Source organism: Flavobacterium sp. TR2, assembly GCF_025252405.1.
In the GTDB taxonomy this organism is placed as follows: Bacteria; Bacteroidota; Bacteroidia; order Flavobacteriales; family Flavobacteriaceae; genus Flavobacterium.
In genome coordinates this window covers 3,366,116-3,380,402 of record NZ_CP104307.1, presented here as the reverse complement: position 1 = coordinate 3,380,402, position 14,287 = coordinate 3,366,116, and the positions used below count along the sequence as shown (strand labels likewise).

Sequence of the window (14,287 nt, the reverse complement as noted above, 5' to 3'; positions counted from 1 at the left end):
GCAATTGAAAGCTAAACTTTGTCAAAGTAAACCGTAAAAGCATCTTCACTTTTTCAGACTGCATAATCTTGAAACTTCTACATTTTTCTTTGCCTTCTAAATATTTCAATATTTTTCAAATCATAAGTCTATTCTGAAATCATTTTTACATAAACAAAATCTTCGGTCTAGATTAAGATTTGTAAAGATAATTTTACTTAACATTTCACTTTGTTTGGCTTAACATATAATTTTTACGCAAACGATATAGAGATACTTCGTAATTATTAGCTTTGCGGCAAAAACTAAAAGAGCAAAACACCTTTAAAACTGCATTATACCTTGATTTTAAAGGACTTTAAATATCAAATTAATCAAATTCAATAGTATTTTGGACGCATTCAAAACTGTCATGGAAGCCCGATTTCTATATTTGTTTTAATTAAAAATCAAAAAAACATGACTAATCCAAAAAAAATGACCAAGCCTTTACAAAACTTACATCTATTCCCAAAACCCAAAATTCCATTGCCTAATTTTTCCAGTTAATTAATTGTTATGATTTTCTCCACAACAGCTATCTAAAAAATATTGTGGTGATTTTTTAACAAAACCTAAAACCAACTGAAATAACATCAATAGGAATTATACTCAGTACTTATTCCTCTTTTAAAGAAAAAATTATGAAAAGGATTATATTTTTATGCTTACTGCTAACCACATGTAAGATGATGTACGGGCAGGACAAAGTAACCGTGACGGGTAAAGTAACCGATGCTCAAAATCTACCAATGCCAGGAGCAACTGTTACAGAAAAAGGAACTAAGAATGCTACCCTAACATCTATGGACGGGGACTATCAAATTAAGGTAAAACCAAATGCCACGCTTGTGTTTTCTTTTATTGGTACCAAGACAAAAGAAGAACAAGTTAAAAACAGAACGCAAATCAATACCAAACTGATTGATGACACCAACAATCTTGACGAGGTAGTTGTTGTTGGTTATGGAACTAAAACCAGAAAAGATCTTACTGGAGCTATTTCTTCTGTAAAAGGTCAGGAATTGGCCAAAGTTCCTGTACAGAACGTAGCACAGGCGTTGCAAGGTCGAATTGCAGGTATGCAGGTAACTATGTCTGACGGAACTCCAGGATCTGAACCTTCATTAAAAATTAGAGGCGGAACTTCTATTACTCAAAGCAACGAACCTTTGTATGTTGTTGACGGAGTAGCACAAACGGGCGGATTAGGATTTTTAGATCCAATGGACATCGAATCTATCGATGTTTTAAAAGATGCCGCGTCGACATCTATTTATGGTGCGCAAGGTGCAAACGGAGTGGTATTGGTAACAACCAAAAAAGCTAAAGGCGGAAAACTTACAATAAGCTACGATACTTATGGCGGTATAAAAACGATTGCCAAAGAACTTAAAGTAATGAATCCGTATGATTATACCAAGTTAATATACGAATCTGCTACAGATGATGCCAGAATGCAAAAATTTGTAGGCGCTTATGGAACGTATGATGAATTAGAAGGTTTATACAAAAACAGAAAAGGAATTAACTGGCAAGATGAAGTTTTTGGAAACGCTGTTGTAAATCAGTATCATAAAATTAGCATTAGCGGAGGTGAAAATGACACTAAATACAATGCTTTTTACTCTGTAAATGAGGATGAAGGAATTATGCTTGGAACGGGTTCTGTAAAAAATATCGTGAAATTGAACGTAATCAATAACATCAGCAAGAAATTCTCTGTAAATGCAATTGTAAACTATTCGAATCAAAAAATTACCGGACTTTCTACTTCTGATGGCGGAAATGCGAGATTGAGCATGCTGCAGAATTTATTGCAATACAGACCTACAATTGGAAAAACAGGTTCTGACGAAGATCTAAAAACTTTAGTAGTTGATCCGTTAGACAATCAGGATTCGCCAACATTTCAAAGTCCGCTTATTACAATTGACAGCCAGAAAAGAGAAGCCATCAACAGATCGATTAACATGAGCTTACAGCTGCAATATAATATTACGCCAAACCTGATTTACCGCGGATTGGTAAGTTATACAGACAACAGTAATAAAAGCAAGTTTTTTAACGACTCGAGAGGTATTCAGGCTATTAGAGCTGGTGGTGCAAATGGAGGCGTAACGCATAATATTGGAACGCGTTTAAACTATAACAACGTTTTAACGTACAGCAATACTTTCAGCAAAAACCATAAATTTGACGCTACTCTTGGACAAGAATACATCTACAATTATGCAGAAGGCGTTACCGCATCAGCATCAGCTTTTCCTAATGTAAACTTAAGCTGGGATAAATTACAGCTTGGAACCATTGCTGGAATTCCGACAACTTTTGCAGAAGATGACAAATTGCTTTCATTCTTCGGAAAAGCCAATTATGCCTTCAAAAACAAGTATTTATTCGCGGCTAGTTTAAGAGCAGATGGATCTTCAAAATTTGGAACCGAAAACCAATGGGGCTATTTCCCTTCTGCATCAGTTGCTTGGAGAGTTATTGAAGAGAATTTCATGCAGAAACTTCCTGTGTTTTCAGATCTTAAGCTTCGTTTAAGCTATGGTGAAGCAGGAAACAACAGAATTGCTAATTATGCTGCTTTAGGAATTTTTAATTCTGGTTCTTATCCGTTAAACAACCAGACAAATATTACCGCTTTTCAAAACAACCTTCCTAATCCGTTCTTAAAATGGGAAGCGACAAAATCGACTAATATTGGTCTTGATTTAGGATTTTTTAAACAAAGAATCTCGTTAACGACTGAATTGTATGAAAATAAATCAAAAGATCTTCTTTACAACACTCGTGTACCAGCTAGTTCTGGCTTCAAAAAGCAGTTTCAAAATATTGGGGCAACTTCTAATCGCGGTTTAGAGTTTACGCTGAATACGATTAATGTTAAAAACGATAATTTTATCTGGAATACTACTTTTAATATTGCTTTCAATAAAACAAAAGTGTTGGCTTTAAGCGAAGGCGAAACTTCATTAATCACAAACAGTTACACTGACAAAAACGATTATATTCTGAAAGTTGGACAGCCAGTTGGAACCATGTACGGTTATGTAAATGATGGTTTGTATCAAGTTAGCGATTTTGATTACAATGCAACCACAAAAGTGTATACTTTAAAATCGGGCGTTCCAAGCGATAATATTGTGGTACAGCCAGGATTTATCAAATTTAAAGACATAAGCGGTCCTGACGGAAAGCCTGATGGCGTGATAAACGATTTGGACAGAACGATTATCGGAAATGCAAATCCAAAATATACTGGCGGTCTAAACAATACTTTCAGCTACAAAGGAATAGACTTGAGTGTTTTCCTTGATTTTACGGTGGGTAATGATATTTACAATGCCAACGTTTTAAACAATTCAAGACTTAACCTAGACAACTTAAACACTTTTGCCATCTACGCTGATCGATGGACTACGATTAATAACGCTGGACAACGCGTTACCGATCCAGATGAATTGACAGCTTTAAACGTGGGCAAAAAGTATCCAGCTTTTAATGGCAATACTACTGGACGTTTATATAGCGATATTATCGAAGATGGTTCTTTCTTAAGAATTAACAACATCAGCTTAGGTTATACATTGCCAAAAGATTGGCTTAAAAAATCTAAAATCTCAAACCTAAGAATCTATTTTACGGCTTATAACTTATATGTATTTACTAAATATTCTGGTTATGATCCTGAGGTAAATGTTCTTAACAATGCCATTACCAGAGGAGTTGATTTTAGTGCCTATCCTAGAAGCAAATCCTTTGTTACAGGATTAAATATTTCATTATAATTTAAAGTTTAAAAAGATGAAACACAATATATTTTCACGCAAAGCAATGGTTATCGCAGGTGTAGCCTGTCTCCTATTGCCTCTTAATTCCTGTGACAAAGATTTAGACGTTACTCCATACTCTTACTTTACCACAGCCAACTTTTTTTCTGATGTAAACGAGGCCAATATGGCAACGCTTGGAGTTTACGAAGCGATGTCTTCTATGGACAGTTATGGATGGAACATTTCGCTAATTTTTGATGCTGATACCGACATTGAACAAATGTCGGGAATTGGAGCCGACGACTGGCGAACAATTGCACATTATCAAGGCATTTCTCAAACCAATACTTTTTATCTGGCTTGGAGCAAATTGTACGAAGGAATCGACAGAGCAAATGTGGTGATCGAAAGGATTCCGCAAATGGAACTGTATACTAACGGAACAGAAACTCAAAAACAGCAATTAAACCGTTTTCTTGGAGAAGCTAAATTCCTTCGCGGATTTTACTATTCAGAATTGGTGCGTTTATGGGGAGATGTGCCATTTAAAACAAAAAGTTCACAATCGGGAGATAAACTTAGCGGGGCTTTGGTAGATCGTCAGGAAATATACACTCAGGTTATAAAAGATATGCAGGAAGCTGCTTTACTTCTGCCAGACCAGATGCCAACAGATGAACGCATCAATAAATGGGGCGCAAAATCTATGCTTGCCAGAGTAGCTTTATTTGCTGGAGGATACTCTTTAGGTGCAGACGGCGTTATAAAACGTCCTGCCAATTATAAAGACTATTATAAAATTGCGCAAAAGGAAATCAATGATGTAATGGCGCAAAATCCGTACAAATTGAACCCATCTTATGCCAAAGTATTTAAAAACCAATGTCAGCATATTTTAGAACCAACCGAAAATATTTTCCAAGTTGCCTTCTATAATCCATCAGGAAATATTGGAAATGCTTCATGGATTGGCAATTTTAATGGTCCAACAACTGCAAGCGGCGTATATCCGTCAAATATTGCTAGATGTTTGGTTCCGAAACCTTTTTACAACAGTTATAACGCTGCAGATCAAAGAAGAGATTTCTCGATTGCCACTTATCAGATTAATAATTTGGGAAATAAAATTCCGCTTTTGACTACCAATCAGGACGAAAGATGGACCGTTTCAAAATGGAACAGAGAATTTATGACCAATGCAACCGCAGAAAGAGTCTACACGCACATCAATTGGGTAATTATGCGTTATTCTGACTTGCTTTTAATGCGTGCAGAAGTAGAAAATGAATTAAACGAAGGTCCAAATGCACTTGCTTACGAAGCTATAAATCAAGTTCGAAAAAGAGCTTTTGGGGCTGACATTCAAGGAAGCCGAATTGCGATTGACTTAAAAACAAAAGGAACCGGATATACCAATGCGGCAAATGTGGTTATTCAAATTACAGGCGGTGGCGGTACAGATGCTGCCGCTGCAGTCGTTAACCTTGCCAGCGGAGGCGTAAATACTATTGCTATGCTTCGTTCTGGAGATGGTTATACTTCTGTGCCAACAGTGACCATTACCAGCACAGACGGAAAAGGTTCTGGAGCAACAGCAACAGCGAGATTATTGCCTAAACCGACAACTGCCGAAATAAACCTGCCAAGCGGACTTGATAAAGTGGCATTCTTTAAAGCTTTACAGCAAGAAAGAGCGTGGGAACTTTCTTTTGAAGGAATGCGCAGGGCCGACTTAATCAGATGGGGAATTCTAGCAGATAAACTGGCAGAAACAAATGCAGCCGTAAAACAAATACGTGCTACGTACTTCTACCCTTCTATCACCAATTTTGTTACCGGAAAACACGAATTATATCCTTTTCCACAAAATGAGACTGATGTCAATAAAAGTATCACACGTCAAAATCCCAAATACTAAGTGCTTACTACCTATTTTAGAAACCATTCATGTTTAATGTTAGTGCAGAGCTTCGGTTCTGCATTAACTGTTATTAAAGAAAGCTGATTTTAGACGAAAAAGCGTTGATTTTAGCTAAATCTAATAGCATTTTGAACAAATTCAAAACTATAAATAAACAATGATTGGTATTTTCGTTTTTAGATTCAAAGCATCAAAATAAAAGAATCCACTAGTAAAATAGAGATGAAATTTCAAAAAAACATATTTGTTTTGTGCCTCTTCGGAATTTTAAATATTCCATTGCTAAATCGTGCGCAAAATGCTAGCCGTCCGAACATTTTAATCATTATGACCGATCAGCAAACCGCTGATGCGATGAGCAATGCAGGAAACTCAAACCTGCATACGCCAGCGATGGATAAACTGGCTCAAAACGGAGTTCGTTTTACCAAAGCCTATTGTGCACAGCCCTTGTGTTCGCCATCACGTTCTGCCATTATGAGCGGTAAAATGCCTTATGAAACTGGTTTTATTGGAAATGCACCAGAAAAAGACGGACAATGGCCAGATGATCTATTGATGATGGGGAAAATTTTCCAAAATGGAGGATATAAAACGGGTTATGTCGGAAAATGGCATCTTCCCGTTCCTACTTCCAAAAAAAGCCAGCATGGTTTTGAATATATAGAAAACACCAATTTTCAGGATTATAACGATGCTGCAACGCCTTCTTTCTGTGCACGATTTATTAAAGAAAATAAAAATACGCCTTTTTTACTTGTAGCCTCTTTTTTAAATCCGCATGACATTTGCGAATGGGCACGCGGAGAAGCTCTTAAAATGGATGTTTTAGAAAATGCTCCATCTCCAGAACAATGTCCGCCACTTCCTGCCAATTGGAAAATTCCAGAATACGAACCCAAAATAGTGCGCGAACAGCAAAAAGTAAGCTTTAGAACTTATCCATCAGTAAACTGGACTGCCGATCAATGGCGTCAATATCGTTGGGCGTACAATAGACTGATTGAAAAAGTAGACAGTTATATTGAAATGGTTTTGGCTTCGCTAAAAAAATACGGAATCGAAAAAAACACAATCATTGTATTTACTGCCGATCATGGCGATGGTTATGCAGGACACAGCTGGAATCAGAAACAGATTTTATATGAAGAATCTGCCAAGATTCCGTTTATTATTTCAAAAATTGGAGAATGGAAACCAAGTACAGACGAAATGTTAGTTTGCAATGGTACGGACATTATTCCAACCATCTGCGGTTTTACTGGAGTTACGAAACCTTCTGATTTAAAAGGAGTTGATTTAAGCAGAAAAATAGCAAATCCGGCTCTAAAACTTCGCGATACTTTGGTTATAGAAACCGATTTTGCCGATAACGAAGAACTTTTAGGAATTAGCGGACGTGCCGTAATTACTCAAAATTACAAATACATTGTTTACAATAAAGGCGATTTAAAAGAACAGCTTTTTGATCTAACCACAGATCCAAGCGAAATTACAAATCTAGCCGTAAACAAAACGTATAAAAAAGAACTGCTTAATATGCGCCGTTATCTAAAAGAATGGTGCAAAAAGAACGGCGATTCGTTTCAATCTGGGTTATAAATCATTCAATACCAAACAAATGATCAATAAAAAAACATATACAGTTGCGTTACTTTTGGCAACCTTCTCTGTTTTCAGTCAGAAACAGCAGGCTGTCATAAAGTTAACCGCCGAAAAACTGCACGCAAGAGTGCGCGAATGGCCATATCCTGTAAACGGCGTAACGGTTCCAACAAACGCTCCTGCCCTGCTATGGCCAGGAACTAATGGCAAAGAAATGGTGAAGCCAATGGAAAGCGGCAGTGCAGTTCCTGAAGATCCTAATATTGGCAACGTACGTTACAAAGTGATGCTGGCTACTGATAAAGATTTTACCAAAAATCTAATTGCGAGCAGCGAACAGCGTTGGGCGGTTTATCCGTTGCATCAGGCTCTCCAAGCTGGAAAATGGTACTGGAAATATGGTTATGCCCTAAAAAACAGCAATCAATGGGCGTGGTCACCCACTTACGATTTTGTAATTGATGCAAAATATGCTAACGAAAAAGTTTCTCCGCCAGTAAGCGAAGTTTTGAAACGAAATGAAGGTGCGCATCCGCTTTTATGGAATATGAACACTATTGGCGAAGACTTCTATCGCAATAACCTTGATAATCCCGAAGCTAAAAAGTTTATCGCTTACGCGGAAAAACTAATGCTAGCTCCTCTTCCAACCGAAAAACCACAGCGCGTAATTGATACCACGGGCAAAAATCCGTTAGAAAAAAAGATTATCATCGAACGAATGTATCATGGTTTTGGAGATGCTGTCGGCACGCCTGTCCGCAATTTATGCATTGCCTATCAGCTTACTAAAGACGAGCGTTTTATTTTGGATGCGAAACGCAGAGCGATAAATATTGCCAACATGAATCCTGACGGACTGGCAACGGGCGATGACTTTACAGGCGGCGCCGTACTCGAAGCTTTAGGATGGTTTTATGATGCAGGTTATGAATTCTTATCTCCGCAGGAAAAAGAACTTTTTAAAAACAGTATTAAACTGAGAGCCAAAAGAGTTTACGATCATTTGCCAAATCGTTTTGAATTGCACGTTAGCGACAATCACGTTTGGCAGATTACCATGCGTAACCTTGTTATTGCAACAGTTGCGGTTATAAATGATGTGCCTGAAGCAAAAGAATGGCTTACGTATTTGTATGAAGTCTGGTCAGCCCGCTTTCCTGTTTTAGGCACAACCGATGGCGGCTGGCATGAAGGAAACGGCTATTTTAGAGTCAATTTTAAGTCGATTATTTATTTGTCGCAGATGTTTGGCGATTTCAGCGGTGTCGATTACTTCAAATTGCCTTGGATGCAGAATCTGCCATATTATATGCTTTACACTCATCCAAACAAGTCGGCAAGCACTGCTATTGGCGATATGTGGGAAAACATTCCGTACATTACAAAAGGCGAAGCCTGGTTTTCAGATGCGCTTACGTATAAAATTGAAAACCCGTATTTGAACTGGTATGTTGACGGCATAAAAAGGGACTATTCGAAGTATTATCATGGTACAGACGACTATCTTCTTTTCCGCCTTTTAAATTATAAACCAAACCGAAATTTACCTGCTTCCTCGCCTTCTGTTTTACCAAAAACACGCAAATTTGGAGATGTCGGTGTTGTCGCGATGCATGAAGATTTAGCTAATGCCGATAAAACGCTAAGCAGTTATTTATTCAGCAGTCCATTTGGTTCTTCTGGACATGGGCACGCTTCGCAAAATGCATTTACCATCAATTATAAAGGAAAAGTAATTTTTGGAGGAACGGGTTATTACAGCAATTTCAGCGATAAACACAATCTTTTAGATTATAGATCAACAAAAGCTTATAATACCATTTTAGCTGACAGTCTAAACCAAAAAATTGGTGAAGAAGGCTATGGATGGATTCCGAGAGCGATTTCTGGAAAACGCATTCAGTATGCTTTGGGAGACGCCAGCAATGCTTATGGCGAAATTAAAAGTGAGTTCTGGCTCAATAGATTTGAACAGATTAAAGTTGTGCCAAGCAAAGAAAACGGTTACGGAGAATCTGGCGTAACTTTATACAGAAGGCATATGCTGCAATTAGAAGGCGGATACATTGTTTTGTATGATGAATTGGAAGCCAAAAATCCTGTAAAATGGACGACACAGTTTCATTGTCCTTATTACACTATTGAAGGCAAAAACTCGGAAAATTCAAACCAGCAGCAATTTTCAGTTAAAACCGATTTAGGAAATGTTACGGCGAATGTTTATGCTGAAAGTCCGTTAAAAATGGCTGTACACAACCAGTTTTTTGAAGCTGCTGTAAACTGGAATAAAGTAACCAACGATGAAGGTCAGATTAAAGATTTTAAAGATCAATGGCACGCTGGAATCACTTCTCAGCCAAAACAAAAATTTAGATTCTTAACTATCATTCAGATTAAAGACGGCAAAACAGAAGCCATTAAAACACTATCCAACAAAGATGGTTTTGCAGATTTGCAAGTTGGCGAATGGAACATAAAAGCGCAATTGGACGGAGAAAAATCTGCTGCGCTTCAAATTACGGAAAATAAAGCGAAATCAATGTTCAGCTACGGGAATCTTCCTATTCGATTTGAAGGAAAAAAATATACGCTAAACATCGATGGAAGTTCTTTGTTGCTTGAAATTGATCATGCTAAAGTAATCCGACAAGAAGCGATAGATGAATTGCCAGATGTGGCTAAATATGACAAAAAATAAGAATAAAAGTGTTTTCTTTTTGTTTAAATTTAAACATTCAGTAAAAACAAACAACAAATTATAATTCAAACCTTTATGAAGAAAACGATTCTCTTTTTTACGTTCTTCTACATAACTCTTTTCAGTGCGAAAAGTTATGCCCAAGTGCAAGAACGCTATTTCCGAACCATTTCGGTCGATAAAGGCTTGTCGCAAAGTTCTGTTTTTGCCATTCAGCAGGATACTTTGGGTTTTATATGGATTGGAACGCAAGACGGATTAAATCGTTATGATAGTAAAGGTTTTAAAGTGTATCGCCCAATAAAAGACGTTAAAAACAGTCTGCAATCGTATTACATTCGAAGTTTGTTTACCGATCATAAGGGGCAATTATGGGTTGGCGGAAATCATGGTATTAGTGTTTACAATTACAATACAGATAGTTTTATCAATTATCCGCTTCAGCGAAATATTGGCGAATGGTACATTTCTGCCATTACCGAAGACAATCAGCATAGAATCTGGGCTTCTTCTATTGCAGGAGATGTTTTTGTGCTTTCTCCAAATGAAAAGAATTTTGTTCCGATAAAGTTTAATGCTTCTTCGCATGAAATCAAAAAAATCGCATACATCGGCATTTGGCAAAAACAGATTTTATTGGGAACAGATGTTGGTCTTTTTCAACTGGATTCCAAATCTCATCAGCTTTCAAAAATAAATCTGACCTCTAAAAAACCTTATATCAATGATGTTTTTATTGAAGGAAAAAAATTATGGATCGCTACAGAAGGCGAAGGTGTAATTGAATACAATACAGAGAATAGAACTCTTACCTCGCTTCTTCATCATGCCGGAAACAATAGTATTGCTGATAATAATATTAGATGCATTAACAAAGATACCGAAGGAAATTTATGGTTTGGAACGTTTAAAGGTCTGAGCATTTATAATCTTAAAAACAAATCTTTTAGCAATTATTCGCACCAAATTTCACAGCCTTATACAATCAGCCAGAATTCGGTACGCTGTATTTTTAGAGATAAACAAAACGGAATCTGGTTGGGAACGTATTATGGAGGTTTGAACTATTATCATAAAAACGATATTAAGTTTAATCTTTTAAGCCAGAATTCAGGAAAACCATCTTTAAACGATGAAGTTATTGGCGTTATCAAACAAGATGCTAAAGGCAATTTTTGGATTGGAAGCAACGATAAAGGACTGAATTACTGGAACAAAAATGCCAATACCATCAGCTATTATTCCAATAGCGAAAACAATCCGAACAGTTTAAGTTCGAACAATATTAAAGCCATTGAATTTGATAATAACGGAAATGTTTTAGTGGGAACGCATAACGGCGGATTGAATATTTTGAATCCGAATACGGGTTTGGTACAGCGTTTTCGCCACGACGAAAACAATCCAAACAGTATATCAGGAGATTTGGTTTATAGTTTACTGAAAGATTCTAAAGGCAGAATTTGGGTCGGAACACGATCTGGATTGGATCAGTTTCATCCCGAAACCAAAACATTTACTCATATTCATTTGGATAAAGCAGGAAAAAGACCCGCTTCTGACGATATTACTTTTCTTTTTGAAGACAGCAAAAAACGAATCTGGATTGGCACCACCAACGGCGTAACGCTTTTTTATCCAGAAACACAATTATTCGGCACTATTGGCCACGGAAAATTAAGCGATGACATTGTAAACTGCATTACCGAAGATGAGAAAAATCGAATCTGGATTGGAACGCGAGAGGGCTTGCGATTGTATGATGAAGCGCAGGAATCTTTTATCAGTTTTAAAGCCAGAAAAGATTTCTTCAAAGAAACGATTTACGGCATAATTCCAGACGAAAACAATCTGTGGATTTCAACCAACACAGGTTTAATCAAATTTAACCCTGACAAAGGCTCTGTGCAGACTTTTGACGAAAGTGACGGTTTACAAAACAAACAATTCAACGATTATGCATTCTGCAAAGCAACGGACGGAATGCTGCTTTTTGGCGGTATAAAAGGCGTTTCCTATTTCTATCCGTCGATGATCAAACAGAGTCCGCTTCCTTTAAAACTAAGTTTTACGGCTTTAGAAGTTTTAAATAAAACGGTTGCCGTAGACGACGAAACTGATATTTTGGAACAGCATATTGATCAGGCTAAAGAATTGGAAATTGGCCCAGAATACAAGCAGTTCAGTATCTTTTTTAATACGTTCAATTACATTTCTTCCAACAGAACTTACTATTTCTACAAAATGGAAGGAGTCGATAAAGACTGGCAAAGAACAGATGATTTGAAGGTAAGCTACAGCAATTTATCTGCAGGAAAATACAATTTTCAGATAAAAGCGGTTGGTCCAAATGGCGAAATGAGCGGTGTTAGAAGCTTGCAAATTGTAATACTTCCGCCTTGGTACAGAACATTATGGTTTTCATTGTTATTGCTTGCTGTTATTGGTACGGCTGTCTGCATTGGTTTCAAAATCATTAAAGAAAGAATTCAAGCCGAACAGCAGTTAAAACTGGAAAGAATTGAGAAAGAGCGCGTGAGTTACATTAACCAGATTAAAATGGATTTCTTTACTAATGTATCACATGAATTAAGAACACCTTTAACACTGATTTTAGCGCCTTTAGAAGAATTATTAAAAACTCCGTTTGCCGATAAAATCACGAAAAAGAAACACGAATTAATGTTTATTAATGCCAAAAGACTTTACAATTTGGTCGATCAGCTGTTTGAGTTTAGAAAAACAGAAATGGGAACGCGCCCGTTAAAAGTGGGCAAAAGTGATCTGGTTCGTTTCACGCAGGAAATTTTTGAATCGTTTAAACCGCTTTCAGAAAAAAACAATATTCATTATACTTTTCATTCAGCAGAATCACAGCTTGTGTTTCTATTTGATAAAGATGCGATGGAGAAAATTTTGTTTAATCTCTTGTCTAATGCTTTTAAATACACCAAAGAAGGACAAAGCATTCATGTGGAATTATTGAAAAAAAACGATTTGGTACAAATAAAAGTAGCTGACACGGGAGTCGGAATCAGCGCGGAAAATTTATCTAAAGTTTTTGATCGTTTCTATCAGGTAAACAACCGCGAAATGAATTTGGGCTCTGGTGTTGGTCTGGCTTTTACAAAACGTTTGGTCGAGCTGCATCATGGCGAGATTAGTGCCGAAAGCGCCGAAGAACAAGGAAGTACTTTTACCGTTGCCATTCCGATTTTGGATCAGGTTTACAAAAACGATCAGCAGATTGAAGAATCTTTGTATGATTTGTCTATTGTTACTGATAACGAACTGGATAATGAAAATGAAATAGAAGAAGAAAATGAAGTAATAGACAGCAATCAGCCTATTAAACTGCTGATTGTAGACGATAACAAAGAAATTTTAGATTATCTGCAAGACTATTTTAGCAAAACCTACGATGTAACAGTGGCTTACAACGGACAAATGGCTTTAGATTTACTGGAAATCAATCCTTTTGATCTCATCATCAGCGATGTCATGATGCCTGAACTGGATGGTTTGCACTTTTGTAAACGTGTGAAACAAAATATCAATACATCGCATATTCCGCTAATGCTTTTAACGGCTCGAAACGAAACCAGCCAACAGATAAAAGGTCTTGAAATGGGTGCAGACGATTATATTACAAAGCCGTTTTCGACGCCATTATTGGCTGCAAAAATTACGAATCTGCTGCGTTCCCGCAAAAGGTTAAAGGAATATTATTCTGTTGGAAAAGAAATGGTTCCCGAAAATATTGCTTTTAATACGCTAGATGAGGAATTCTTGAAAGAAGCCATTCGCATTGTCGAAGAACATTTGGCAGATTCTGAATTTACTGTGGATCATTTCAGCCGCGAAATCGGAATGAGCCGTTCAAATCTTTATATCAAATTAAAGGCGATTACAGGGGAATCGGCAATGGATTTTATCAAAAGAATTCGTTTTAAGAAAGCTGTCGAATTGATGCAGAGTAAGCGTTATACCATAGCTCAGATTACGTATATGTGCGGTTTCAATTCGCCATCGTACTTCTCTACCGCCTTTAAACAGCATTACGGTTGTATGCCAAGCGAATATTTGGCCCGCTTAGAAAACGCAAAAGAATAACTCAACACAACATAACTTCTCTATAATGCAAAATTTTATCAGTTCCTCTTAGTCTTTAAAAACCTCAACAAGGTTTAAAATCAACTTTCAACAATTCAACAACGCATCCGAAAAAGACTTTTAGTGTTCGGACTGCATAACTCATGC

At 37.0% G+C, this 14,287-nt stretch carries 5 protein-coding genes; all 5 read left to right on the top strand.

What is annotated here, in order from left to right:
• Positions 1-662: 662 nt before the first annotated feature.
• The 5 genes from N4T20_RS14785 (at position 663) to N4T20_RS14765 (ending at position 14,140) form a co-directional block, all read left to right on the top strand.
• Positions 663-3,815: a SusC/RagA family TonB-linked outer membrane protein gene (locus tag N4T20_RS14785; protein WP_260669905.1), complete on the top strand. Its 3,153-nt coding sequence runs from the start codon at positions 663-665 to the stop codon at positions 3,813-3,815.
• A 16-nt stretch (positions 3,816-3,831) separates the two neighbouring features.
• A complete protein-coding gene (locus N4T20_RS14780; protein ID WP_260669904.1) occupies positions 3,832-5,718 on the top strand; it encodes a RagB/SusD family nutrient uptake outer membrane protein in 1,887 nt (628 codons plus the stop codon).
• A gap of 225 nt (positions 5,719-5,943) precedes the next feature.
• Positions 5,944-7,323 (top strand): sulfatase, encoded by a 1,380-nt coding sequence (locus N4T20_RS14775; protein WP_260669903.1) that lies wholly within the window; start codon positions 5,944-5,946, stop codon positions 7,321-7,323.
• A gap of 19 nt (positions 7,324-7,342) precedes the next feature.
• Positions 7,343-10,027 (top strand): DUF4962 domain-containing protein, encoded by a 2,685-nt coding sequence (locus N4T20_RS14770; RefSeq protein ID WP_260669902.1) that lies wholly within the window; start codon positions 7,343-7,345, stop codon positions 10,025-10,027.
• Positions 10,028-10,102: 75 nt separating this feature from the next.
• A complete protein-coding gene (locus tag N4T20_RS14765) occupies positions 10,103-14,140 on the top strand; it encodes a two-component regulator propeller domain-containing protein (protein ID WP_260669901.1) in 4,038 nt (1,345 codons plus the stop codon).
• Positions 14,141-14,287: the final 147 nt, after the last annotated feature.